Raw genomic sequence first — 25196 nt, forward strand, 5'->3', positions numbered from 1 at the left:
CCCAGGGTGCGGGCGGCGCTGCCGAACCTGCCGCGTCCGAGCATCCCCATGGGTGCGCGCAAGGTCGCGGCCGACCCGATCGACGTGGCCAGCGGTGAGGTGGTGCTCACCCAGACCGACGCGGAGTTGCCCGGCCTGCTGCCGCTCGTCCTGGGCCGTAGTCACCTGTCGTCGTACCGCGCCGGCCGGTGGTTCGGGCCGTCCTGGGCATCCACCCTGGACCAGCGCCTTGAGGTCGACGACCAGGGGGTCTGTTTCGTCGCCGAGGACGGCATGGTCCTCACCTACTCGACACCCGCGGGGGTGCCGTTGATGCCGGAGACCGGCCCTCGCTGGCCGCTCACGACGACCGCCGACGGCTACCGCGTCGATCAGCCCGACCTCGGCCGTGCCCTGCACTTCCAGGCGGTGCCCGACCTGCCCGAGCCGGCGGGCGAGGGTGAGCCCGTCGAGGTGCTGCCGCTGGTGGCGGTGACCGACCGTAATGGTCATCGGATCGATCTGGACTGGCGCGACGGTGTGGTCGTCGAGGTGCGGCACAGTGGTGGGTATCGGATCGCTGTCGACACCCTGCACGGGCGGGTCGCGGCGTTGAGTCTGCTCGACGCGGAGCCCTCGGGTGCGGCCCGGACGCTTGTGCGGTTCGGTTACGACGAGGCCGGTCACCTCGCCGAGGTGGTCAACTCGTCGGGGTTGCCGTTGCGGTTCGGCTATGACGACGAGGGTCGGTTGGTCCGCTGGCAGGACCGCAACGCGCAGGAGTACCACTACACCTACGACGAGCAGGGCCGCTGCGTGGCCGCCACCGGCTCCGGCGGGCACCTCTCCGCGCGGCTGCACTACCACAAGGCCGACCGCAAGACCAGCGTGGTCAACTCGCTCGGCCACACCACGATCTATGACCTGACCGAACGCGGCCAGATCGAGCGGGTCACCGACCCGTCGGGCCGCGCCACGGCCTTCACCTGGGATCGTTTTGATCGGAAGTTGTCCCAGACCGATGCTCTCGGGCGGACGACTCGTTGGTCCTACGATGACGACGGCAACCTGGTCGAGCTCACCCGCCCGGATGGGGCGCGGGCGTCCGCGTCGTACGACGAACTGCGTCAGCCGCTCGTGGTCACCGACGTCGACGGTGCGGTCTGGCGACGTGAGTACGACGAGCGCGGCAATCTGACGATGGTCACCGACCCGATCGGCGCGGTCACCCGCTACCGGTACGACGAGGCCGGCCACCTGGCCGGGGTGACCGACGCCCTCGGCCACACACTGGCGGTGGCCACCGATCCGACCGGGTTGATCAGTCAGGTCACCGAGCCCACTGGTGCGGTGATGACCTACCGGCGGGACTCGGCCGGACGCCTTGCCGAGGTGATCGACCCGCTCGGGAACACCACCCGGCTGGGCTGGACCGCCGAGGGACGCCTGGCCTGGCGGCGGGGTCCGGACGGGGCGAGCGAGGAGTGGACCTACGACCCGGAAGGCAACCTGGTCAGCCACACGGACCAGACCGGGGCGACCACCGAGTTCGAGATCGGGGCCTTCGATCGACCTGTGGCGCGAATCGGCCCGGACGGCGGTCGACTCGCGTTCGCCTACGACACCGAGTTGCGCCTCACCACTGTCACCAACCCGCAGGGGCTCGTCTGGCGCTACGACTACGACCCGGCCGGGCGGCTGGTCGCCGAGACCGACTTCAACGGCCGGACCCAGACCTACACGCACGACGCCGCCGGTCAGGTGGTGGCCCGCACCAACGGCGTCGGACAGAGCACCGAGCTGGTCCGAGACCTCCTGGGCAACGTCGTGGAGAAGCGTACAGCCGAGGGCGTGACCACCTTCGGCTACGACCCGGCCGGCCGGTTGCGGCACGCCACCTCACCCGAGGTCGATCTCCAGTTCGAGCGGGATCCGGTAGGCCGGGTGCTGGCCGAGATCCGCGACGGCCAGGTGGTCACCTCGACCTACGACCTGCTCGGTAGACGGACGCACCGGCGTACCCCGTCGGGAGTGGAGAGTGTCTGGGAGTACGACGCGGGGCATCAGCCGGTGGCGCTGCACACCGGTGGTGCGACGGTCAGCTTCACCCACGACGCGGCCGGCCGGGAGACCCGGCGCGCGGTCGGCAGCCTGGCGCTGACGCAGACCTGGGACGCCAACCACCGGTTGCTCTCCCAAATCCTCACCGCGAGCCCCACGGAAACAGCCGCGGTCCCGGATCTGGTCGCCCACCGGTCCTACCAGTACCGGGCCGACGGATACCTGACCGGCGTCGACGACCAGCTCACCGGTCAGCGTCGGTTGGAGCTGGACCGGGCCGGCCGGATCACCGCAGTGCAGGCCGCCGACTGGACCGAGCGGTACGCCTACGACGACGCCGGCAACGTCGCCCACGCCACCTGGGCCGGCGCCGGAGTGGGCGGCGACAACCGGCCCGGCGCCATCGGTGGCAACCTGGACGGCGATGTCCTCGGCGAACGGGAGTACACAGGCACCCTGATCCGCCGGGCCGGGAACATGCGCTACGAGCACGACACCGCAGGCCGAGTGGTGCTGCGGCAGCGCAAGGAACGCTCGACCAAGCCCTCTACCTGGCGTTACGCCTGGGACAGCGAGGACCGGCTGGTCGCTGTGACCACGCCGGACGGCACCCGCTGGCGCTACCGGTACGACGCGCTTGGCCGCCGGGTCGCCAAGCAGCGCCTCGGCGTCGACGGTGCCGTGGTCGAGCAGGTCGACTTCGCCTGGGACGGCCCACGTCTGGTCGAGCAGACCCGGCGCGACAGCGACAGCGGCGCTGGCGGTGGCGGTGGCGGCAAGACCAGCACCTGGGAGTACCTCCCCGGCACCTTCACCCCGATCAGCCAGAGTGACGCGCTGAGCGATCAGGACGAGGTGGACCGCCGCTTCTACGCGATCGTCACCGACCTGGTCGGCACACCCACCGAACTCGTCGATCCGGACGGTGCGATCGCCTGGCAGCAGCGGACCACCATCTGGGGCATCCCGACTCACCAGAGCACGGGCGGCGTGGATTGTCCGCTGCGTTTTCCCGGCCAGATTCACGACCCGGAAACCGGCAGCTCGTACAACTACCACCGTTACTACGACCCGGACACCGCCCGCTACGCCTCCACCGACGTCCTGGGCCTCAGCCCTGGTCCCAATCCGCACAGTTACGTCGCGAATCCTGGCACTCAATCCGACCCGCTGGGCTTGGCACCGTACACGCACGTCACCGGCAAGGGCGACGATCCGTTGGTCCCGGACCTTGTCGACGCCATAAACGCCCGCTATCCCGGGCATGTCAAGGCGCAGGGGATAGAAATAATAGGGCCCGACGGTAAGGCCCTGACCGACTTCGACATTGTCACGCGGAATGCCGTCATTCAGGTGAAATCCGGCAGTGGAAAGGGCGCGCTCAAGCAGGCACTGACGACACAAAGCCTTACCGACTATCCAGTAATAGCGTACCTTCCGCAAGCCCGCGGCAGTGTTATCAAGAGTCTGGAGGCTGCCGGAATCATGGTCACGCGAGACAAGAATCTGCTGCTCGATGTGCTGGCACCCTAGCTGCCCGTCCCTGCGTCCGCCGAGAGGAGAGCGACTGCTGTGCGCCCCACAATTGTGCTCCTGACCCCCACCAGCAGGAGCGCCGAACTGATCGCGCGGCTCCGGACTTCCGGCTCGTACCAGCCGGGAGAGATTTTCGACTACCTCGATCGGGCGACGTGCCGCTTCGGGCTGGACTTCTCTGGCGACGTCATCCAGGAGTTCGAGGAGGAAGAGATCGCCCAGATCCAGGACGCACTCGGGGACTTCAATGGCATAGTTGTCGAATACTCGGGCGTCTCCTGCATCCGTGATCTCCTCGACGAGGTCACGGAGGGAATCGACGGTATGATCGACACGAACTTCGGCGAGATTCTGCGCTTCAGTGAGGTTCGCGAACGGTTTGCCGCAGATCCTTCGTGGGACTGGCGGCACTGACAGCGACCTATCGCGCCGTGTACGAGTAGGGCACCGCCGCAACCTCCGTGCCGAACCCGGTACGTGCGTCGAGAGTGGTCACCGTCAACGACCCGGTGACCTGTTCCCCCTCCGGTTCGTCCGCCGCGAAGGTTACCGTCACGGTGCCACTCTGCCCCGGCGCCAGCGTCAGCGGTGTGGACGGCTCGGATGATCCTTCGACCACCCGCCGCCAGTGACTGCCCGTGGACGAGGTGATCCGCTTGTCGACGAGTCGGGTCAGGGCTGTCGCCGCGCAGTCCACCCGGGCCGGCGGTTGGGGAGCGCTGCCGAACGGGCCGACCCGGTTGGCGTTGCAGATCCAGGTAGTGGCCGCCACCTGCGCGGAGGAGACCTCCACCTCGGAGCGTCGACCCGCGGTTCCGGCCAGGTCCGGGTCACCGACGTAGTAGCCGTTCTCGCCGTACGGCTGCGTGTCCAGCACGTGCGGCACCGCCGAGTCGGCCGTCATCCGCAGCCGGGTCGTGCCGGTCGGAACCGCGAAGCGCGGGTAGACGTCGACTGCGGACACCGGTGTCTGGTAGGTGGCGGACGCCACAGGTCGCAGCGGCACGTCGCCCATGGCGTCCAGCCGGCCGTCCACCAGGTACGACGCCGGTGCCGTACCGGTGTTGGTGATGGTCAGGGTGGCCTCGGCCGGGCGGCCGAGCGGCAGCACAGCCCCCGCCGGCACACCTGTCGCCACCACCGACGCCGGGGCGAACCCCACCCGGCCGTGGAACGGTTGGCTGGTCCTGGCCGTGGCGTTCGGCGCGGTGAGCACCAGCACCACGCTCCATCGACCTGGCTGCGGAGCACGCCGCACCAGGTCCAACCGGGGCGCCGCCGCAGTCCCCGCGTTGCGTGAGCTGCTGGCCGCGAGTGGCATCCCGGCCGGGTCGACGAGCAGGCCCCACACCTCAAGCCCCGGGTCGTCGCCGGCCCGCACCGACACGGCCAGCGCCGGCTGCCCGGCGGGCACGTCGAACTGGAAGCTGCGCCGCTGCCCGAGCAGCGCCCACCCGGCGAGCGCGCCGTTGCCGCCGGAGAAGGTGCCGGCGAAGCTGCCGCCGGCGGGACCTGTCGCCACCAGCGCCCGCAGTCCCAACGGAAGCGCCGCGTCGCCGGTCGCGCCGGCGGCGACGGTCACGGCGGCCGACGAGTCACCTGCCGCGTTCGGCAGGCGGACCGGTAGCCGTGCGGTCCGCGTGGCGCCGGGCGGCACGACGATCGACGGGCCGTTGCGCGTGGTCAGCCGCAGTGCGGTGACGTCGTACCGAACCGCACCCACTGCCGGTGACCCGTCGTCGCGGGTCCAGATCGCCACGCTCCAGCGACCCGGCTGCGGCCGGGCCACCGTCACCCGCCCGTACCCCCCGTTGCCGAGCGGCAGTGAGTAACCAGCGAGCCGGCCGGCGGGGTCGAAGATGCTCACCGCGACCGGCGCGGCATGCGACCGGGGGTCCCAGGCCACCGCGGCCTGGAGCTGGTCGGTCCCGCCGGGCACGGTGACCGGCACCCGGCGCGCGTTCGCCGGTACGCCGTCGGAGTCGACGAAGGTCGTGCCCGCTCCTGCGGCCGGCGGCACCTGGCCGGCGGCGAGGCTGCGGGCCGGCGCGGCGGACCGCAGGCCGACTGTGACGCGACGGGCGTGGCCGCCCGGATTGGTGAGGCGCACCGTGACCGGCGTGTCCTGCCCCGTCGCGCCGGTCACGCTCGCCGTCGAGGTGGCGACGAGCAGCCCCGTCGCATCCCCCGGGGCCGGCCTGCCAGCGGATCCGGCACCGGTGCCGGCGGGCCGGGCGGCGGAGTCCGCGTGGTCGGTCAGGGCGGCGGCCAGCCGCACCGCGGCGAGGGTGTCCACCCGCCCGGCGCCCTGCTGGTCGGCCGGCTGCCGCAGGTCCGTCGCGGTGCTCAGCAGGATGCGTTTGACCTGTTCCGGGGTCGGTGTGCCGCCGGTGTGCCGGCGTACCGTCTGGATCACCAGCGCCGCCGCCCCGGCCACGAACGGTGCCGCCGCGCTGGTGCCGCCGAACAGGAAGAACGGGCTGGGGGTGCCGCCGTCGAAGAAGGAGACGCAACTCTGGTAGCGCGCGGTGTCGGTCGAGCAGGCCGCCCACCCGGTGTCGCCGGGCGCCACGAGGTCGACGGTGCGCGGCTGCTCCTGCGCGGTGCCGCCGGAGCTCAACGCGGACACCGAGTCGGAGCGGTGGCCGCCGTCGCCGAGCGGCGACCCGCCGTACCCGAGTTGGCCGTACGCGCGTAGTTGCGTGCTCGCGCCGACGGCGATGACGTCCGGGTCGCTGGCCGGCGAACCCAGGGTTCCGTCCGGGCCGGCGTCCCCGGTGGCCACCACCACTGTCACTCCCGCCGCGACGGCCGCGTCGTTCGCCAGCCGCAGGGCGTTGGCGGCCGTGTCCGGATAGCCGAAGCCCACAAGCGACTCGTTGAGCACGTCGACGCGTTCGTGCAGCACCGCCCACTCGATGCCCTGCAGGACGACAGACGTGGGCGCCGCGACGTTGCTGAACACCTTGGCGACGTGCACGGTGGCGGCCGGTGCGACGCCGAGGATCCGCATCGGGCACGGTCCGTCGGGGCGGTGCGCCGGGTGCGCGTACCGGCCGGCGTCGTAGACGCCGACGCCCTGGGCCGCCACGACGCTCGCGTCGCCGAAGGATTCCAGGATGTACGAGGGGGCGTCCAGACCGTCGCCGGTGAAGTCGGCGTAGCCGGCCACCACCGACCGCCCGTCGCGGACGAACTCCGCCGCCATCGGGTCGATCGCCCCGCCGAGCACGCCGACCCGCACCCCCGACCCGTCGGCCAGGTCGTGCGCGCCGGGTCCGTGGGCCGATCCGACGGTACGCGTCAACGCCAGCCCTTCCGGATCGGTGAGCGGCGGCTCGTCCGGCCCGGCGCAGCCGCGGTCCCCCGTCGTGGCGCTGCCGGCCGTTGGCGCGGGTGGGTTCGGGGCGACCGGTTGGCGCAGGCGCAGCGGGGTGTCGGGCAGTACGGCGCGTACCCCGGGTCGGGTCGCCAACTCCGCGACGGCCCGCTCCGGCACTGTCGTGGCGATGGCGTTCACCAGGCGCAACGGCGCCACCCGGGTGGCGCCGACGCGGCGCAGGTCGGTGAGCACCGGCTGCTGGTCGGTGGTGATCCGGGCGGCCCGGTCGGTGCGGCGGCCCCCGGCGGTGGCGTCGTGCTGGTCGGCGAGGACGACGATGACGGCCCGGTCCGGACCGGCGGCGACCGGCGTCGGGGCGGCCACCACGGCGACCGGTGTGGTGGCCAGGGCCGGTGTCAGGAGGGCGGCCAGGAATCGGTGCGGCGCGGTCAGTGGCACGGGAGGCGTCCTCACGTCGTGGTGTGTGGCGGTGTGGTGGACGAGCCGATCAGGTGGCGCTGCGGCGTTCGGTGACGAGGACCCAGCCGAAGGTGGCGAGTTGCAGGGCGACGAGCGCGAGGAAACCGACGCCGTTCCAGAAGGCGAGCCCGTCGACGGGAGCGTCGAGGCCGTCGATGGCCAGCCGGACCATAGTGGCCATGGCGGGCACCGTGAGGGCCAGCAGCGCCGCGGTGACGGCGAGCGAGCCCAGCAGGTAGAACGGCGCGTACCAGCGGATGATCCGCAGTTCCCGGGCCGGCACCCCGCCGAGGTCGGATCCGGGGTCGCGGCCGACCAGCCGCCGCACCTGGTTGGCCAGCCACCGCCGGGTGTCGCCCATCAGGTCGCCGAGGCGCAGCCAGTTGCCCAGGACGTAGTAGATGTCGGTGCGCATGAACACCAGAAACTGGTAGACCACCGACAGCGTGAGCGTGTAGACGACGCCGCGCACCAGCCGTTCGTGCACCCCGGCGAGTTGCAGCACCAGGCAGGCCGACATGAGCAACAGGTCCCAGGTCAGCCCGGCCAGGTACGGGGCGTAACGGCGACGCCGGGGCACGGAGCGGACGGCTGACATCTCCGTCTGCGCGACCAGGAACCACAGCCTTCGGCTGATGGAGAGCCGCCCCGTGACGTCCAACGCCCGCACGGTCGCCGCGTGCGCCAACTCGTGCAGCAGCACCAACACCCAGGCCACCATCGCGACGACCAGGGCGTTGGCCAGCACCCCGTCCAGCAGGAACGCGTCGGCCGGGGTGGGCCGCAGCGAGGGGACGAGCGCCAGCAGCAGCGGTGCGGTCAGCCAGCCGCCGACGTAGAGCACCCGCATCGGTGGTGCGAGCAGCCAGGAGACCCGCCGCGGCGACAGGTTCGCCAGCACCGCCACACCCCGGCGGGGCGCCTCGGCCCCGGTCGCCGGTGCGCCTCCGTCTCCCGTCGTGGCGTCCAGCCGCAGGAAGCCGCAGGACGCGATCCCGTCGAGGAAGTCGGCGAGGTCCGGCTCGGTGCCGTACCGGTCGGTGAACCGCCGGCGGACCTCGCCGAGCGGCAGTCCCGCGCCGAGCCACCGGACGAGGTCGACGCCCTCGGCCGGCAGCTCGACGAATTCGCCGGTGTCGACCCGGCCCACCTCGCACACACCGTCCTCGCTCTCGCCGATGTGCAGCGGATACAGGCGGACGACTGTGGTGTCGGCGAGCGTGCTGGTCACGGCGCGGACCCGGACGCGACAGTGGCCCGCAGGTCGTCGGGGCGGGGGACCCGACCGTCCGGGCCGCAGGCGGCGCAGTCGTCGAGCATCGTGCCCTCGGCGAACTGCGTCTCCATCCGGTGCACGTCGACGACGAGCTTCCGGCCGACGATGACCGGCTCCGCCATGCCGGTGAGGTGCTTGACGGCCTCCAGGGCGGCCAGATTGCCAATCATCCCGGCCATCGGCGCGTTGCACGGGTTGATGGTCCGGTCGCCGATCACCCCGACCACGTACTCGGCCATCGGCGTGTACTCCGGGTGGTTGGCCGCGGCGTCCTGCTCGACGCACTGGAAGCAGGCGGTCTGGTAGGGCACGTGCAGGAAGAGGCTGACCGTGAGCCCGTCGTTGGAGCCACGCATCCACGCGGTGCCCTCCCGCAGGGCCGCCTCGTTCAGCCACTGGTAGAGCGTGAGCCGGGGCCGGTCAGCAGCACAGATCACCAGGTCTCGGCCGGTCATGCAGGCCCGGGCGGCCTCCACCCCGTCGACCCGCGCGTTGCGCGCGCTGATCCGCACGTGCGGGTTGATCTCGGTCAGCCGACGGACGGCGGCGCTCACCTTGGGCTGCCCGACGTCGGCGTCGGTGTAGAGCACCTGACGGTTGAGGTTCATCAGTTCCACGTCGTCGTCGTCGACGAGCAGGATGTCGCCGACCCCGATGGCGGCCAGGCTCATTGCCACGTACGACCCGAGGCCGCCGATCCCGAGCACCGTGACCCGGGCGTCGCGCAGCCGTAGCTGGAAATCGGCAGCGGTCAGTGGCGGCTTGTGGAAGTAGGAGAAGAACTCCAGGTTGCGCCGGTACCGCTCGCGCTCCACCGCCGGCAGCCGGTCCGGCGGGGGTACGGCGGCATCCTCCACGAAGCCCATGTCGACAAGCGCGTCGACGGACTCGTCGACCTCGGCGGCGGTGATGCCCGGAGCGTGCTCCGCCATCGCCTGCGCCAACTCGGGCCGGGTCCGGGTACCGTCCAGCAGGTTCAACAGGTGCCAGGTGTTGCCGTGCTCGTCGTCGACCATCTCCGAGGCGATGCCGTAGTCGCCGCCGCCGATGCGGATGCGGCCGTCGCCCAGCGGGATGGGGGGAAACACGCTCTTGATTCGGGGTCGCCTCATCCGTACTCGCTCCTTCTGGTCCTGGGGGTCGACAGTCGCCCCGGTCGTCGTGGCGGTCCTGGTCACCGCCCGGGCGGGCGGTGACCAGGACACTCGGGTCAGCAGTCCGTGCAGGGGCTGCAAGCGCAGATGACTGTGGTCTCGATCTTCTCGAGACGACGGATCTGGATCTTCATGGCGACACCTCCCTCCCGGGTCTCACGGCCGACCTGACCGCGGCCGGCGGTGCCCGGACCAGCACCTCGGTGAAGTGTGTGACGGGCCGCCGGGCCGTTGGTGAATCCCGGACGATCCCGGACGGCAGCCATCGGTGTCCTCCGTGTCCACTCGGCGGATCAAGGACAGATCCGGTGACCCTGCCGGACAGCAGGGGTCTAGTAGGAGCACAAGCCCGAGATCAGCACCGTCCAGGAGCCGCCGTGACCGAGTCGCCGTCGAGTGGAAGCGGGATGGTGGCACCGCCGGATCCCGGGCTGGCCGGCTCACTTGACGAGGTGGCCCAACGACTACGGCTGTTGAAGCTCTGGGCCGGTGACCCGTCCTACGACACGATCAAGAATCGGATCAACGCGGTCGGGAAGGCGACGGGCCGGCCCGGTGGTGTGACCGCCAGGAGGACGACTGTCGCCGACTGTTTCAAGGGCGGCCGAAGGCGGCTCAACACCGATCTGGTGATCGCCGTTGTCGAAGCGTTGCATCCGGACGTCGGATACGTGGCGCAGTGGCGGCAGGCGCTCCGAGTCGTCGGCGGGGAGGCCCGGGCGGCGTCGCAGGTGCGGGTCCAGGACAACCTGCCGCAGGATCTGCCTGGCTTCGTCGGTCGGAGCGCCGCGCTCGACTGGCTCCGACGGGAGCTGGACCGGGGCGACCGGGCCGGCGAGCGGGTCGTGTTGGCGATCCAGGGCATGGCCGGCGTCGGCAAGACCCAACTCGCCGTCCGGGCCGCACACGCCCGGCACCGGCGGACACCGTTCGACCGGATCCTCTTCGTCAACCTGCGGGGATTCCACCCGGACCCCGGCCAGCCGCCAGCCGACCCGGCCTCGGTCCTGGAAGGCTTCCTGCGCCTGCTCGGCGTCGCCGGGCAGCAGATCCCGTACGACCTGCCCGCCCGGGTCGCCACCTACCGCCGCCTCCTGGTCGGCACCCGCACGCTTGTGGTGCTTGACAACGCCAGCGACGCCGAACAGGCCCGCCCGCTGCTGTCCGACACCCCGGGCTGCCCGGTGCTGATCACCAGCCGGCGCGATCTCAGCGAACTGCCGCACGCCACACCGCTCACCGTCGACCTGTTCACTCCGGACGAGTCGGCTGCGCTGCTCGCCGGGGGCGGGCCGCCCCTACCCGGCGGCCCCGACCCGAACGCGGTGGCCCGGATCGCGCACCGGTGCGGCCATCTCCCGCTCGCGCTCGGGCTGGTCAACGCGCACCTCAGAAGCACCTCCGGCTGGACCTTGACCGATCACGCGGACCGGCTCGACGAGCGTCACCACCAGCGGCGACTCGACCTCAGCGTGGAACTCGCCTTCGATCTCTCCTACCGGGAGCTGTCCACCGAGCGGCGACGGCTGCTGCGTTTCGTGGCGGCACACCCCGGCGACGATTTCGACGCCCGCGCCGTTGCCGCCCTCACCGGCATCGACGCGTCCGACGCGGCGGTCCACCTGCACCACCTGCACCGGGACCACCTGCTGCAACAGGCCACCCCCGGCCGGTACGCCCTGCACGACCTCATTCGCGCGTACGCCGCCAGCCGGTGCGGTGACGAAGACCCACCACCCGAACGGCGGGCCGCGCTGACCCGGCTGTTCGACTACTACGTGGACACCGCTGCCGCCGCCACTGACGTCCTGTACCCGGCCGGGTCGGACCGTGCGGCGTCACCAGGTGCCGTGCCGCTCGCGGCTCCGCTCGAACCGGACGCCGCCCGCGACTGGCTGGACACCGAACGTCCCGCGCTCGTCGCCGTCGCCGCGTACACCGCCGCCCACGGCTGGTCCGCCCACGCCACCCGACTGTCGGCAAGCCTGTTCCAGTACCTGCACGGCGGGTATTCCACCGACGCCCTCGCCATTCACGAGCACGCGCGTACCGCCGCCCGCCGTGGCGGGGACCCCGCCGGACAGGCCCACGCCTCGACCAGCCTGGGCGCCACCTACGCCCAGCTCGGCCGATACGGGCCGGCCATCGAGCACCTCCAGCAGGGCCGGACCCTGTTCCGGCAGGTCGGTGACCAGGTCGGCGAAGCCCGCGCGCTTGTCAACCTCGGCGTCATCGAGTCGCAGCTCGGCCGCAACCGGTCCGCTGCCGCCAGCTACGGGCAGGCCCTGGCCCTGTTCCGGCGCGCCGGCCACCAGGCCGGGGAGGCGCACGCGCTCAACAACCTCGGTGAGGTCGAAGCGCACCTGGGTCAGTACGGGCTGGCCACCGAGCACGTGCAACGATCCCTGACGCTGTTCAAGCGGATCGGCGGCCGCACCGGCGAAGCCTGGACGCTCAACACCCTCGGCGACATCGAGATTCGGCTGGGTCGGCACCAGGCCGCCGGGATCCATCTGGAGCGGGCCCTGGCCATGTACCGCCAGCTCGGCAACCACACAGGTGCGGCCTGGACCCTGAACAGTCTCGGCACCCTGCACACCCGACTCGGCCAGCTCAGCTGCCACCACCAGCAGTCGCTCGACATCTTCCGCGAGACCGGCGAACGGTACGGGGAGGCCAGCGCCCTCAACGGGATCGCCGAGGCCGCCCGCGTCGCGGGCAACGTCGCCGACGCCCTTGCCCAGCACAGCGCGGCACACGCGATAGTGGTCGAGATCGGCGCGTACCACGAGCACGCCCGCAGCCACGCCGGCCTCGGTCACGCCCACCGTGTCCTCGGTGCCATCAGCTCCGCCCGCGATCACTTCCAACGGGCACTCGCCCTCTACACCGACCTCGACATGCCCGAGGCCGAACAGATTCGTGCCCACCTCGCCGCCCTGGACAGCAACGGCGCCGGGCACCCGAGCCCGGACCTGACGGCACAGCTGCTGGTGGGCACGATGAGCTGCGGGTGACCGTCGGCCCCCGGGCTTTTCCGCCGCGCCGCGCGGCCGGCGAGGCGACCGACCGGCCGACGCCTCGGTACGCGTTACCCGGGCCCGCCGCCGGGCCGCGGACCGAGCTGACTGATCTCGTACCCGTCGGGGTAGCTCTTGGCGTTGATCCCGTCGGCGAACAGCGCCGTCCTGCGGGGCGCGCCGAACCACAGCTGCGCTCTCGCCCGCGTCTTCAACGCCACGTGCAGGCCCGCCCGGATCGGCCACCCCGGCGGGTCGACCCGCATCGCGCGGCGCAGTGGCGCGTCGTACATCGCGCTGACAAGCGCGTTTCCCAGCGGTGCGAGCGGCCGGGGGAGGCGGGCGAGCATCAGCATCCGGGTGGCCCGCTCGATGGCCGCCGCGTCGTCGTTGGGCTGTAGGTGTGCGGTGTCGTGGGCGTCGAACCAGGTCTCGAAGTCGTCGTACGAGCCGGGGATGTCGGTGATGCCCATCCGTCGGCCCAACTCCCGGTAGAACAGGAAGGTGGCCTGCCGCTCGTGGCAGCAGGGCGGTCGCCAACCGTAGCTCTGCAACCACCGCGTCGGGATCACCACGAGGCAACCGAGGACGTAGCGGAAATCGTCGTTGCTGATGTCGTAGGGGCGGTGGATCTGGTTGACGCGCCGCACCGCGTCCCGGCCGCGGGGCTGCTCGAACCCGTTGAGCACCATCTCGTACATCAGCAGGCCGGTGTCGTCGAGCCGCTTCTGGGTGCGGTCGGTCAGCTCACCGGTGGCGGTGTGCACGGCGGCGATGGCGGGGATGGAGAAGGACCTGTTGAAGGCCAGGTTGAGCCCGAGTTTCAGGTCCCACGGAAACTCGTACCGCAGCATGGTCTGGTAGATGTCCAGGTAGTCGCGCTGCGGGTCCAGCGCACGGATACGCGTCAGGTTCGCGTGGCGGCCTCTCATCGGCGGGCGTCTCCAGTGGTGCGGTTGCGGGTCGCGGCGAGCGTCTGCGCCACCACCGGCGAGCGGGCGTAGGCGTCGGTGACGAGCGTCAGCCACGCCACCTCGCCGGCGTAGCCATCGTCCGGGCGGTGCAACTCGTCGGCGGGCTGGGGGGTGTCGGCCGCGAGCCCGGCGTCGTGCCGGCGCAGCGCGCAGGCCAGGTGGGCCGCCTCGATGGTCGCCCGCCGCTGCTCGGCGGTCAGTCCGGCCCGCTCGGCGAACTGCTCGGCAAGCGCCGTCACGCTGACGTCGCTGTACGGACGCAGCGCCAGACGGCCGTCGCGGATCTCGGCCACCCGGCGGGTCAGCGCGTAGTCGATGTCGCGCGCCGCCGTGAGCGGCCGGCGCAGGGCGCTGTCGAGTTCCAGCTCGGGCAGGGCCGCGACGAGGTCCCGCCAGAGCGGCTCGAGCCGCCGGTAGGAGTGCAGATCCTCCCACCGTCGCGTGATCCGCAGAGTGGGCCCCCAGGCCGGCATGGTGAGGCCGACAGTGATGAGCAGCGCGCCGATGGTCACCAGGACCGCGGCGATCTGCCGCTCGCCGGTGGGTTGGTAACCGGCCCAGTAGGCGACGAGATACACGATCTTGTTGGTGCTGTAGAGCAGTGCGAAGGCCGCACCAACCGCCGTGATCCGTAGGCCACGGCGCAACCAGGGCCGACCGCAGATCTTCGCGAAGCCCCAGCACAGCCGGGCGATGTCGAAGCAGTAGGCGAAGAAGCCGAGCACCAGGAAGACCAGCAGGTAGGCGGTCACGACGGGGTCGGTCGCGTACTCGACTGTCAGCAGCACCGGGTCGTCGTAGCTGAGGGTGTAGGCGAAGAGGCCGGCCATGACGAGGAAGGCGAGCCCGGTGACCCGCACCCAGACGCGGGCGCGGGCGGCGGCCCTCGCCGGGGGAAGTGCGAAGTGCAGGAGCATGATCTCGGCATTCGCCGAGATGGTGAGCGCACAACCGTGAGAGATGACCTTCGCCAGATTGGGCAGGCCGGACGCCTCATCGACAGCTGTCGCGATCGGCGGGATGGCGGCGGTGATCCCGGCGGCGAACGCCCCGAGGCCCACACAGATCGCCCGGCGGGCCCGGCTCGGGTGGCGGCGCTGCAGGCGCACCATGTAGCCGAAGGCGACCCAGCCGGCTACGGCGCACAGGGTGTACAGGGCGGCTTCCATCGCTCGACTACCAGTGGGGTTGCTCGAGGGAGTGCCGCAGCCGGCCGTACAACTCGGCGTCCTGGCCGTCGAGCGGTTCGTCGTCGACGTCGCCGCGCCGGCCGCGGAGCCGCCGCAGGAGCAGCGATCCGATCATCTCGGCTTCGCGTTCCTCGGCCGCGGCATAGTTGCTGCGGCCGAGGCTGCGCTGGACCAGCTGTGGGTCGAGGTCCGGCAGCAGCAGTCGGGACGCGTCCGCGTCGAGCACCTCGGTCGCCCGGTGTCCGGCGAGCAGATGACCCAGTTCGTGGCCGATGATCAGCTGTTGGTGCAGCGGTGAGGTGTCCTGCTCGAAGAAGATGGCGTCGAAGTCGCGGGTCGGCACGCACATCCCGCAGACGGTCTGCGCCGGCAGCCTGATCGGCATCAGGTGGATGGGTCGGCCGCGACGGGCACCGAGTGCGTCGCACAGCGTCTGGATGTCGAACGGCTCCGGCACCTCGAGCTCGTCGAGAATCCGCTCGCAGCGCCTGCGTAGTCGGTGCAACTTCACGTAAGCGTTCTCCTGCTCGTCGGCGTACTCCCACCGGAGGATGTGCACTGTCAGCTGCGATCGTCGGGCGCGGAACCGGTCGTAGCGGTGCCCTCGGCCACCGCCCGCAAGCGGACCACCATCTGCTCGATGAGCTGCGTGTCGGTCGCGGAGAGTCCGTTGTCGGTGAGCACCTGACGCAGCGCCACCTGCTTGACGTCCATCCGGCGCAGTTCGCTGAGCAGGGTGATCTGGTCCTGTATCCGGCGGGCCGCCGCGTCGTCGACGAAGTAACCCGAGTTGACGCCGAAGGCGGCGGCCAGGGCACGGACGTGTGAGGTACGGGGATCACTCGCCACACCGCGACGTAACTCGCCGATGTAGGCGGCGCTGATCGTGACACCGGTCTCCGCCGCCGCTTCGTTGATCTTGTCGGCGATCTCCCGGTTGGTGTACTTGCGCCCCGGCTCGTCGGAGTCGCCGAGCTCCTCCCGGGTGGGGCGGATCTCGTCGAACAGATATTCGAGCCGCGCGGCCAGGGTGTCGAAGGGCGGCAACGCCTGCTCCGTATGCCGATCGTCGGCCATGATTCTTCACCCTCCAAACACCGAAACGACAGTGTCGCAGATGCATGCCGCAACGAAACAGATGTTGACACGGGCACGGAACGTGAGCGTATGCTCGCTCCTGTTTGGAGCAACGCGCGTTGAGCGGTCAGCCAATCTGCTCAACGCCCGTTGCGTGGCGGGCAGCCCCGAGGTCCGCCGGCCGAATGGGGAGGAGCCGTGGGAGGGGTCAGCTCCGCAAGGAGCACGACGGGGGGACTCCTCCTGCAGCACTGCCACCGCGGCAGCCCGCCACCCCGCCCGGCGGCCGGGCGTCAGATCCACCGCCAGGGGCGGACCGCCCTCCGGACCCGTCCGCGCCACCGGGCCCGTCGCGGGTGCAGGAAACTCCGGACGTCGTCGAGCGCATCATCGGCGGTGCCGCTGACGTGCGGCAGCGCGCGAGCGCGGCGCAGGGCGGCGACCACCCGGCGTTCGTCCAGTTGACGGTGGACCCTCGCGAGGTGCCCCAGGCAGATGGCAGCGACAGCGGAGACGTCGTGGTCCTCGTGTTCGAGCAACCGCAGATGCAGCTCCTGCGCCTCTCGCCAGTCTCCGTCGCCGTACAGCGCGGTGCCGACCATGGCATCCAGCGCGGCGGGCAGATCGCCGCGGTCGAGCGCGGCCCGCACCTCGGCCGGTGTCGACGACGGCGGGTTGCCGAAGACGCGCTGCGGCGGCACCGGGGCGTCATCAGTTGATGTCATCCACGGCACCCTACTGGCGGCCGGTGGCCTCGGACAGCGGCGCAGCCTCGATCGGTTCGGGTTGCGGGAAGGCCGGGGTCGCGCCCGGGGCGACGGCGGGCTCGGTCTACTGCTGGCCGGACGGCCCGCCGGCCCAGAGCGCGGTGACGAATTCGTCCGCGCCGATGCTTGTCGGTCGGTCGCTGACCTGGCCGTCGCCAAGTTCGATCACGCGCCAGACGCCGTCGTCGCGGCGGGCGAGGTCGACGGAGACGAACGGCAGGTCGAGGGCGGCGACCAGCGGGGTGAGCGTGGTGAGGTCGAAGCTGGTGGGTGAGAGGTCGTCGGGGCTGTCGGGGTGCGCGCCGATGAGCACGCAGGTGCCCCCGATCCACCAGGTGCGGTATTCGGCGGTGGTGAAGCGCTCGAAGGTACGCAGGACGAAGCCGCCGGTGAAGTCGTCGGCGCGCAGTTCCCGGAAACGGCTGGCGACCCGCCAGGCGGGGGAGGGGTCGGTGAGGTCGGGGATGAAAGCCGCCTCGTGCCAGTGGTGTTTCATCGACTTCGTGTAGTCGCGCAGCACGGCGGCACCGCTACCGAGCCGGATCCGGGCCTGGTCGAACGCGGTCCGCTCCGCGCTCGTCGTCCAGGCGGAGGTGGGGGTGACCGGGGCGAGGCCGTCGTACCAGCCGGGGAGTTCGTGGGCGCGGCGGTACTGCTCGGCGCTGGTGCGCAGGGTGACGCCACGGGCGGCGAGGGCGTCGGCGAAGCCCGCGTACTGGTCGCTGCGGAGCATCCACCCGCGGTAGACCGCGACGCCGCCGGCGGGCACGGCCCTGACCGCGGCCTGCGGATCGCCGCTGGCCAACGCATCGTGGTCGACCACCGCGACGTCGAGCCCGGCGGCGCGGGCCGCGTGCGCTTCGGGCGCGAAGTGGTCGTCGGGCCGGCGCGGCCGTAGCGGATTCGCGGGGACCAGCAGCATCATCCGAGCATCCTGCCGCAGCGACGTCAAAGATTTCCGCCCCGATAGTCGGATCTGCGGGGCGCAGTTCGTGTTCTTCCGTGCGGGTGAGTCCGTCGCCCAGGTACTGGGCGTCAGGTGGTCGGGTCAGCAACGGCGGCTGGCCCTGACGACCACGTCGTGCATCGAGACGGCTCGGCCACCGTGACCGGTCAGCGCCCGGTGTGACTCCCGAGCGGTAGTGACGTCCCAGCGGAGCGGGTCGAGGCGTGCGGTGATGTCGGCGGCCGTCACCGAGGCTGCGGCGGGCGGCACGGACTCGTCGTGCCCATGCCCGGTGGCGCGGGCGTGGTCCTGGTGGTGGAGGTGCCCGACGATGAGCAGGGTGCCGGCGGGGGCGACCCAGGTCGCGATGCGGTCGTAGAAGTCCAGCTGTGCCATCGCGGGGTGCGCGTAGTGGGTGGTGACCAGGTCGTACTGTGCGTCCGGCTGCCATGTTGACAGGTCCGCCTGGACCCAGCGCACCCGATCCGCGACGCCGCTGGCGGCGGCGCGTTCGGCCGCGTGGGCGAGCGCCGCGCTGGCGATGTCCGCCGCGGTGACCTGCCAGCCAGCGGTGGCGAGCCAGATGGCCTCGGCCCCGGCGCCGCAGCCCGCGTCGAGGGCCGTTCCGGGCGCCAGGTCGCTGACCTCCCGCACCAGGTGCGGGTTGGGCTGGCTGGTGGCCATGGCGGTGGCCCGATCGCCGTCCCAGATCTGGTCCCAGTAGTCCCTGTCGAACGAGTGCGTCATCGAGCGCCTCCCTTGTCGGCAGGGGCACGGCCACAGCCGCCCCCGGCCCGCCACTGCCGATCATGGCTACCCGGAGGGCAGCCGGCTGTTCAACAGTGACCAGCGGTGGACGCGACCGCAAAGTTCTTTGCCAAATGGCAAACTGGCACCATGGACGAGGCAACGGACCGCACCCTCGACGCCGTCGGGCCGCGGCTCAAGCAGTTGCGGCAGCGGCGCGACATCACCCTGACCGACCTCGCCGGGGAGACCGGCATCTCCACGAGCACCCTGTCCCGGCTTGAGTCCGGGCTCCGGCGTCCCACCCTCGAACAGCTGCTGCCGCTGGCCCGCGCGTACGGGGTCACCCTCGACGAACTCGTCGACGCGCCACCGACCGGCGACCCACGGATCAACCTGCGTCCGCTGCCCACCAGCGACGGTTCCACGATCCTGCCGTTGACCCGCCGGCCCGGCGGCATCCAGGCCTACAAGTTCGTCCTCCCCGCCGGCCGCGACGACGCCGAGCCCGACCTGCGCACCCACGAGGGCTACGACTGGGCCTTCGTCCTCAACGGCCGACTCCGCCTGGTGCTCGGCGAGCACGACCTCATCCTCGAACCGGGCGAGGTTGCCGAGTTCGACACCCGCACCCCGCACTGGTTCGGTGCCACCGGTTCGGGTCCTGTGGAGTTCCTCAGCCTCGTCGGCAAGCAGGGCGAACGCGCGCACGTCCGGGCCGCACCCCGGCGGCCCGAAGCCCGTTAGAGACGGGTCCGCAGCCGGGCGACGGCTTGACGGCGGGTGAGGTCGACCACGACCAGCCGGCCGTTCTCCTCCCACACGGTGAGGGTGTCGGCGTGATGGCGCATGCCGATCGCCCCGGCGGCGGCCGGAAACACGACGCGCAGGTGGCTGCCGCCGATCTCCACAGTGGTGTCGGTGGGCCGGTCGATACGCACCGCGGACATGGTCCCGCCGGTCAGCAGGGTCGGCTCCGCCGCCACCGTTCGGGCCGCCGCGTAGTTTTCTTTCACCCGGTACGTGTCGGTGGCCTCGTCTCGGCTGGTGGTGATCAGCGCCGAGGAGGCGAGCAGCACGACGCTGGCGAGGCCGTCGAGTTCGGCAGGTCGGCGCGTCCGCAGCATGAGTCCGGGCAGGTCCCAGCGCCACACCTCGGTGTGGTCCGCGTCGGAGCCCGGTTGACCGGTGATCCGGAGCAGTGCGGCGAGGCTGGTCGGGCTCCGGGCGATGTCGAGCACCGCGACGTCGGAGTCCAGTTCGCGCCACGCGACGCGGGGTACGTCGGCGCTCAGGTCGACGAACGCGATGCCGTCGTCGTCGACCACGGTGAGCAACGCGCCGTCGTAGCTGGGCAGCACACGGTGCGCCCTGATCGCGACGGTCGGCCGCAGCCGGCGGGTGCTCAGGTCCAGGCCGCGGACCGTGCAGGCGGAGCCGCGCCGCGCGACGAGCAGCACGTTCGCGCCGTGATCGGCGACGACAAGCTGGTGTGCGGGCACGTCCCAGCTGGCCCGGGTCTGGCCGTCCAGGCCGATCAGGCGTACCCCGAAATCGCCGTGCGCGGTCAGGATGGCGCGGCCCGAGAGCAGCACTGCGTCGTGGATCGGCAGTTGTCCGGGCTCGCCGGCCGCCGAGATGTCGACAGGGGTGTCCGGGCCGGCGATACCGCTCGCGGGCAGTGGTGGCAGGTCGGCGGCGGCCAGCCGGTCGGCCCGGTCCCGCAGCCGGCCGGCGAACCGCCAGCGCTCGCCGGCGTCCGGGCCGGGACCACCCGCCGGGTCGCGGACCAGGAGCCGCAGCGCGGCGGTGCACAGCCGCCGGTCCGTTGCCCGGTCGGTGCAGCGCAACCCGGCGAGCGCCGCCACGAAGCCGCGCTGGGCCGGCGCCAACTCCTTGTCGCGACCGTCGAGCAGGGCTATCGCGGTGCTCACGCTCGTGCTGCTCGGGCGCCAGGTGACCAGGTGTGCGAGAAGGTGACCCGCGGTGGGGCCGCCGAGCGCCATACCGGCCTGGATGTTCGTCACCACAAGCGGACGCAGCGTGTCGTCGGGCCAGGCCGCCTCGACGGCACCGAGATGATCGTCGGCGGCCTGCCGGGCGCGTACCCACTCGGCACGCAACTGCCGGGCCGCCGCAGCGTCGACGCGGGCAAGGCGCTCGACGGCGGCGGCGAATGCCCCCCGGGTCCGCGCCACGAGCAGCGCGCGGTCCCGGTCGCCGGCCCGCCACCACAGCCGCACCGCCATGCCCGGATCGAGTTCCCGTCCCTCGGCGAGCGTCGCGGCGAGCTGGTACCTGCGGTGTCGCTCCAGCAGCGCGACCGCCTCGGCCGGCAGGTCCAGCAGATCCGCGAGGACGAACGCGGATTCCGCGACCCGGCCGGCCCGGTCGAGCTCGGTGGCCGCCCGCCGGTAGAGCGTCCGTAGGTGTTGCTGGGCCCCGACGTCGAACGGGACCCCGGCTGCCCCCGGCAGCTGCGGGTGCGGCACCAGATCACCGGTGCGCGGCCGGGGGAGCCGAAGGGTGGGACGCCCACCCGGTCCACCCACCGCGATCGCCGCCCGCAGGGCACGGTCCCAGTCCCGACGCTCGAACGCGGCGGTGAGTCGCCGGACGTAGCGGTGCTGCGCGTTGCGGGCCAGCCGGACGGCGCTGCTCGCCCGCACGAGCCGGGCGAGCAGCGCGTCCCACCAGCCCCCCGACGACCTCCCGCGACCGGACTGCCCGCCACCACCCGCCGCGCCTGCGGTGCTCCGGGCGAGCATCGAGTTGATGACCCAGAACAGGCCCGTACCGAGGGCGAGCACAAGCGTCGGGTGCGGTGCCGCGACGAGCGCGGCGAGGCCGTACCCGACGATGGCCGCGACGATCTTCGCGACGAGGGTGTCGGGGAGCCGGCGCCGCCGGCGCGATCGGGTGGCGGCGGACCGCAACCGACGGGTCCGCCGCGGCGGTGGCCCGACAGCGGCCACCGCCCGCAGGTCAGGTGCCGGTGGGGGTGGCTGCCAGGGTGCCGGCGTCGCCGCGGCGACGACCGCGCGGTCAAGTGCCGCGAGCGGCTCGATCCGCAGGTCGGTCAGGTCGAGCCACGAACTCCGGTCGACGCGGGGCAGCGCCGCCCGGCTGAGCCGGGTCGTCGTGCCCGCTGTGGGAACCAGCACGTCCCCGGGCTGGGCACCCTCCACCGAGGTGCCGTGTGGGTGCAGGACGCCACCGGTCTCGACGAGAACGAGACCGGCAGCCAGCTCCGCGCGTACCGCGACGGCCTGGTCGAACTCCAACAACCACGCCCCGGTGGGCAGGTCGAACAGCGCCGCACCCGACTGCCAGGTCTCGACCACCCGCCGGCGTGCCTCGACCTCCCCGACCAGGGGTACGTCGACAAGCAGGGCGCGGGCCGGTAACTGGCCGCGGAATGCGCTCATCCGCTGCTCCGGACCGTGCCCAGAACCTGGTTCGCGGCCAGGTCGGCGATCTCGATCAGCCCGCCCGGCCGTGGCACGGCCAGCCACGGCTGGTTCGGGTGCAGCGCCGCCGCGCCCACGCCGCCCGACCAACGGGTCAGTGTCTGGGTCCCGGCCGGCGAGACCAGGCGGACGATCAGCCCGCCGCCGGACAGGGTCACCAGGTGCGGGCCGTCGAGGTCGACCAGACCGATGACCGTCGTACCCCTGTCGATCGTCACATCGCCCACCAGCCCGGACGCCCCGTGGATGCGCCAGGTGGTGTCCCCGAGCGACCAGGCCGTCCTCGCCCCGACGCCGAGGACCACACGGGCGGTGGCGGGGATCCGCACCGCGTCGGGCAGACCGGTGCCCCAGATACGGGTATCTCCCCGCCGGGCCAGCCGCGGCTGGCCCGGTTGCCGGCCGGGGGCGACCGTCACGACGTCGGGCAGCGGGCAACCGGCGGACAGGTTCCACCAGCCGCCACCGAACTCGCACAGCAGGTTGCCGCCCTGAAAGTAGAGTGGCGACAGCGGTCCCGTCGTCGCCGCGTCGACAGCGGAGACCGACAGTCCGAGGGTGGCCAGCGGCACCGCGAAATGCTGCGTCTGGCCCAGCGGTTTACCGATCACGACCGGCCGCAACGTCTCGTCGACACAGGTCACCATCACGAGTCGGCGACCGAACCGGGCGGCGGCCACGGCCGGGCCGGGCAGGTGATGTCGTCGCGGCCGGCCGGTCGGCACCCGCACCGAGACGACCTCGGCCGGTCCGTCGCCGCGGGCGATCAGGTACGGCGCACCGCTCGGGAACACCGGTGCCCGCAACGGCCCCGCGCCGGTGCTGGCCGGGGCCGCCCGCAACGCGGTGCCGCGCAGGATCCGCAGCGCGATGTCACCAGGCGGCAACGGGAGATCAAGGTGTCGGTCGCCGACGCGGGCCCGTACGACGCTGGCGCCGTCGACACCCCACTCCTGCTCGTGACTCACCAGCACCCGGTGCCGGTCGGGCAGCTCGCTCGCGAGGTGTGGTCCGGTCAGCACCCAGGCCTGATCGGCGGCGTCCAGCTTCTCGGTCCACTCCCGTACGGTCGACGGGTCCGGTTCGGTGGTCCGGCGGGCGACCAGCCAGCCGGCGAGCTGTCTACTCAGGTCACCGTCGCGCCAGCCGCCCGGTCGTTCACCAAGCACGCCCAGCACCAACGACCGCCCCTGGCCCGCGGCCCGGCGATGCAGCACGACGAGCGCGGCGAGCTGCACCAGCCGGGCGGCGCCCAACTGCCCCGGGCCGGTGTCCACGAGGACGACCACCCGGCCGCGGGCCGCCGGGGACCGGGTCGCCGGCGCCAGGTACAGCAGCTCCCCGTCGGCGGCGCGGCGGACGAACTCGTCAGGTAGTTCCTGCCACAGCTGCAACTGCGAGGGAAGTAGCCGCTCGATGGTGCCGCGCGGGGCCAGTCCGTCGTAGCCGTCGGGTTGGCCGCCGTCCGTGCCGCTGTCCTCCGCCCCGGCGAACAGTTCGTCGATCCGTCGTACCAGCGGACCGATGGCGAGCGCGACGTCACCCGTCAGCGCCGACAGTGCCGACGCCCACGGCACCAGCGACGTCGGGAGGGTCCGGTGGTCGCTCATGCGGGCGCCAACCATCGGGCATCGACCGGCTCCCGCGGCAGCGGGCCGGCCAGGACCAGCCCGGGCAACAGGGCGATCAGTCCGGCCCGCTCGTCGGTGAGGTGGCGCAGCGGCTCGCGCAACAGATCGGCGCACGGCCAGGGCTGGGCGAGGGTCGGAACGAGCACGCCGCAGTCCCAGCCGAGGTAGACAGCGCCATCGGCCCACGGCAGATCCGCCCGGTCACCGAGCACGATCAACCAGCGCTGCAGCCGGCCCGCGCAGGCGCGCAGGCGGGCCCCGGCGGCCACCCGCAGCAGCGTGTCCGCGCGTAACTCGGGCACCACCGCGTCGGCCGCGACGACGGCGGCGGCGGGCAGCGGGACGTCGCGCTGCCGCCACCGCAGGGACATCCGCGGTGCGCTCACCGCTTGATCGCGGCGACCAGGAGGCCGCGGATGTCCCGCACCGCAGGCGGGGCATCGGCCAGCACGAACCCCGCGTCGATCTCCCGCAGTGTCGCCTCCAGGCGCAGCCGGTCCTCCTGCGTCAGCGGCGCGCTGCCCACCTCGTCGAGCAGTCGACGGCCGGCGTCGACAAGCCGGGCCGCCTGGGCCTGCCGGCCCCTGGCGAACTCCTGCGCCGCGTACACCAGACTGCCGTTTCGTCCCTGCGCCAGCAGGTCGGAGAGCACCTCCCGGGCCGACGCCTGGGCGTCCAGGGTCGGCGCGATCAGCGGAAGCACCCAGAGGTCATCGGCGCTCGCCGTGGTGCGTCCGTCCAGGGCCGCCGCGGCGGCCACCAGCCGCTGCGAGCGCACCACCCGGCGGTCACTGAGCGGTACGCCCGCCTGGCGCAGTTGGCGGATCGCGGTGGCCAGTGGGCCGCGCACTCCCTGGAGGTCACAGCCACCGGCCGCCCGGGACAGCCGGTCCACCGCCGCCAGCAGCGATCCGGGCGGCTCGGCCGGCTGGGCACCCGTCTGCCAGCCCACCTCCAGCAGCTCGTCAAGTCGCGCGTCCGGGACCGGAGTGACGAAGACGCGGGCCAGGAACCGGTCCGCGAAGGCGGCAAGCGCCGGATCATCGGGCAGACTGTTGGCGGCGCCCACGCAGACCCGCAGCGGGCACGGCAGGAGGGTCGAGCCCCGTCGGAACACCCGCTCGTTGAGGATTCCCAGCAGGGTGTTGAGCACCGCCGTCGAGCCGAGGAAGACCTCGTCGAGGAAGGCCACCTCCGCTTCGGGCAGCATGCCCGCCGTCTCGAACTCCACAGTCCCCTCGCGCAGCCGGCGCAGGTCGACCGGGCCGAAGATCTCGCTCGGCTCGGTGAACCGTCCGAGCAGGTACTCGAAGTACCGGCCGCCGAGCTGGTCGGCGGTGCGCCGTACCGCTTCCGACTTGGCCGTACCGGGTGCGCCGATGACGAGCACGTGCTCGCCGGCGACGGCGCTCAGCGCCACCACCTCGGCGACCACCTCCCGGCCGACAAGACCGGTTCGGGCCCGCGCGACGGCCTCCCGCACGACGGCCGCGTCCGTCGACAGGGGAGCCAGCTGCCTGGAGATCGTCTGCACCGGCGAAGTCTACGAAAACAGCACGTCCACCG

General features: G+C 72.1%; 18 protein-coding genes. 4 read left to right on the forward strand and 14 right to left on the reverse strand.

Annotated features, from left to right (window positions below; all coding sequences use genetic code 11):
* Both AB0B86_RS22265 and AB0B86_RS22270 read left to right on the forward strand, forming a co-directional pair.
* On the forward strand, positions 1-3573 hold a 3573-nt coding region (locus AB0B86_RS22265), incomplete at its 5' end, for a DUF6531 domain-containing protein (protein ID WP_357408359.1).
* Positions 3574-3612: 39 nt separating this feature from the next.
* Complete coding sequence (locus AB0B86_RS22270; RefSeq protein WP_357408357.1) at positions 3613-3990, forward strand: hypothetical protein; 378 nt, start codon at positions 3613-3615, stop codon at positions 3988-3990.
* 7 nt (positions 3991-3997) lie between these two features.
* Here the strand turns inward: AB0B86_RS22270 and AB0B86_RS22275 are convergent, their stop codons facing one another.
* The 3 genes from AB0B86_RS22275 to AB0B86_RS22285 are packed head-to-tail and all read right to left on the reverse strand — an operon-like array spanning position 3998 to position 9766.
* Positions 3998-7372: a S8 family serine peptidase gene (locus AB0B86_RS22275; protein ID WP_357419732.1), complete on the reverse strand. Its 3375-nt coding sequence runs from the start codon at positions 7370-7372 to the stop codon at positions 3998-4000.
* Positions 7373-7406: 34 nt separating this feature from the next.
* Positions 7407-8609 carry a hypothetical protein gene (locus AB0B86_RS22280; RefSeq protein ID WP_357419733.1) on the reverse strand — a complete coding sequence of 401 codons (1203 nt, stop codon included), beginning with the start codon at positions 8607-8609 and terminating at the stop codon, positions 7407-7409.
* Positions 8606-9766 (reverse strand): ThiF family adenylyltransferase, encoded by a 1161-nt coding sequence (locus tag AB0B86_RS22285; RefSeq protein WP_357419734.1) that lies wholly within the window; start codon positions 9764-9766, stop codon positions 8606-8608. The genes AB0B86_RS22280 and AB0B86_RS22285 overlap by 4 nt, the downstream gene beginning before the upstream one ends.
* A 419-nt stretch (positions 9767-10185) precedes the next feature.
* Between AB0B86_RS22285 and AB0B86_RS22290 the strand changes: the two genes are divergently transcribed.
* Complete coding sequence (locus AB0B86_RS22290; RefSeq protein WP_357419735.1) at positions 10186-12825, forward strand: tetratricopeptide repeat protein; 2640 nt, start codon at positions 10186-10188, stop codon at positions 12823-12825.
* A gap of 74 nt (positions 12826-12899) precedes the next feature.
* Here the strand turns inward: AB0B86_RS22290 and AB0B86_RS22295 are convergent, their stop codons facing one another.
* The 7 genes from AB0B86_RS22295 to AB0B86_RS22325 all read right to left on the reverse strand — a co-directional run bounded on the left by AB0B86_RS22295 (position 12900) and on the right by AB0B86_RS22325 (position 18529).
* Positions 12900-13760: an oxygenase MpaB family protein gene (locus AB0B86_RS22295; protein ID WP_357408348.1), complete on the reverse strand. Its 861-nt coding sequence runs from the start codon at positions 13758-13760 to the stop codon at positions 12900-12902.
* Positions 13757-14971: an MAB_1171c family putative transporter gene (locus AB0B86_RS22300; RefSeq protein ID WP_357419736.1), complete on the reverse strand. Its 1215-nt coding sequence runs from the start codon at positions 14969-14971 to the stop codon at positions 13757-13759. Before AB0B86_RS22300 ends, AB0B86_RS22295 begins: the two co-directional genes overlap by 4 nt.
* A 7-nt stretch (positions 14972-14978) precedes the next feature.
* Complete coding sequence (locus AB0B86_RS22305; RefSeq protein ID WP_357408344.1) at positions 14979-15551, reverse strand: hypothetical protein; 573 nt, start codon at positions 15549-15551, stop codon at positions 14979-14981.
* 2 nt (positions 15552-15553) lie between these two features.
* A complete protein-coding gene (locus tag AB0B86_RS22310) occupies positions 15554-16069 on the reverse strand; it encodes a hypothetical protein (RefSeq protein ID WP_357419737.1) in 516 nt (171 codons plus the stop codon).
* A 293-nt stretch (positions 16070-16362) separates the two neighbouring features.
* Positions 16363-16794: a hypothetical protein gene (locus tag AB0B86_RS22315; RefSeq protein ID WP_357408340.1), complete on the reverse strand. Its 432-nt coding sequence runs from the start codon at positions 16792-16794 to the stop codon at positions 16363-16365.
* Between the two features lie 106 nt (positions 16795-16900).
* A complete protein-coding gene (locus tag AB0B86_RS22320; RefSeq protein WP_357408338.1) occupies positions 16901-17761 on the reverse strand; it encodes an ATP-grasp domain-containing protein in 861 nt (286 codons plus the stop codon).
* Positions 17762-17884: 123 nt separating this feature from the next.
* Positions 17885-18529, reverse strand: coding sequence for a methyltransferase domain-containing protein (locus AB0B86_RS22325; RefSeq protein WP_357408336.1), 645 nt, complete (start codon positions 18527-18529; stop codon positions 17885-17887).
* Positions 18530-18679: 150 nt separating this feature from the next.
* Between AB0B86_RS22325 and AB0B86_RS22330 the strand changes: the two genes are divergently transcribed.
* Positions 18680-19276 (forward strand): XRE family transcriptional regulator, encoded by a 597-nt coding sequence (locus AB0B86_RS22330; RefSeq protein WP_357408335.1) that lies wholly within the window; start codon positions 18680-18682, stop codon positions 19274-19276.
* Here the strand turns inward: AB0B86_RS22330 and AB0B86_RS22335 are convergent.
* From AB0B86_RS22335 to AB0B86_RS22350, 4 genes are read right to left on the reverse strand one after another with little or no spacing between them, the layout of a single operon-like run.
* Positions 19273-21957, reverse strand: a complete 2685-nt coding sequence (locus AB0B86_RS22335; RefSeq protein ID WP_357419738.1) for a bpX6 domain-containing protein — start codon at positions 21955-21957, stop codon at positions 19273-19275. The genes AB0B86_RS22330 and AB0B86_RS22335 overlap by 4 nt on opposite strands.
* Positions 21954-23609, reverse strand: a complete 1656-nt coding sequence (locus AB0B86_RS22340) for a hypothetical protein (RefSeq protein WP_357419739.1) — start codon at positions 23607-23609, stop codon at positions 21954-21956. The genes AB0B86_RS22335 and AB0B86_RS22340 overlap by 4 nt, the downstream gene beginning before the upstream one ends.
* Complete coding sequence (locus AB0B86_RS22345) at positions 23606-24016, reverse strand: hypothetical protein (RefSeq protein WP_357419740.1); 411 nt, start codon at positions 24014-24016, stop codon at positions 23606-23608. Before AB0B86_RS22345 ends, AB0B86_RS22340 begins: the two co-directional genes overlap by 4 nt.
* Complete coding sequence (locus tag AB0B86_RS22350) at positions 24013-25164, reverse strand: AAA family ATPase (RefSeq protein WP_357419741.1); 1152 nt, start codon at positions 25162-25164, stop codon at positions 24013-24015. The genes AB0B86_RS22345 and AB0B86_RS22350 overlap by 4 nt, the downstream gene beginning before the upstream one ends.
* Between the last annotated feature and the right edge of the window lie 32 nt (positions 25165-25196).

The organism is Micromonospora sp. NPDC049047 (genome assembly GCF_040649135.1).
Classification (GTDB): Bacteria; Actinomycetota; Actinomycetes; order Mycobacteriales; family Micromonosporaceae; genus Micromonospora.

What these genes read in the sequence shown, in the direction of transcription:
- AB0B86_RS22285 (WP_357419734.1), bottom strand. Translation starts at nt 9,766, where the DNA reads ATGAGGCGACCCCGAATCAAGAGCGTGTTTCCCCCCATCCCGCTGGGC.
- AB0B86_RS22295 (WP_357408348.1), bottom strand. Translation starts at nt 13,760, where the DNA reads ATGAGAGGCCGCCACGCGAACCTGACGCGTATCCGTGCGCTGGACCCG.
- AB0B86_RS22300 (WP_357419736.1), bottom strand. Translation starts at nt 14,971, where the DNA reads ATGGAAGCCGCCCTGTACACCCTGTGCGCCGTAGCCGGCTGGGTCGCC.
- AB0B86_RS22310 (WP_357419737.1), bottom strand. Translation starts at nt 16,069, where the DNA reads ATGGCCGACGATCGGCATACGGAGCAGGCGTTGCCGCCCTTCGACACC.
- AB0B86_RS22315 (WP_357408340.1), bottom strand. Translation starts at nt 16,794, where the DNA reads ATGACATCAACTGATGACGCCCCGGTGCCGCCGCAGCGCGTCTTCGGC.
- AB0B86_RS22320 (WP_357408338.1), bottom strand. Translation starts at nt 17,761, where the DNA reads ATGATGCTGCTGGTCCCCGCGAATCCGCTACGGCCGCGCCGGCCCGAC.
- AB0B86_RS22325 (WP_357408336.1), bottom strand. Translation starts at nt 18,529, where the DNA reads ATGACGCACTCGTTCGACAGGGACTACTGGGACCAGATCTGGGACGGC.
- AB0B86_RS22330 (WP_357408335.1), top strand. Translation starts at nt 18,680, where the DNA reads ATGGACGAGGCAACGGACCGCACCCTCGACGCCGTCGGGCCGCGGCTC.
- AB0B86_RS22335 (WP_357419738.1), bottom strand. Translation starts at nt 21,957, where the DNA reads ATGAGCGCATTCCGCGGCCAGTTACCGGCCCGCGCCCTGCTTGTCGAC.
- AB0B86_RS22340 (WP_357419739.1), bottom strand. Translation starts at nt 23,609, where the DNA reads ATGAGCGACCACCGGACCCTCCCGACGTCGCTGGTGCCGTGGGCGTCG.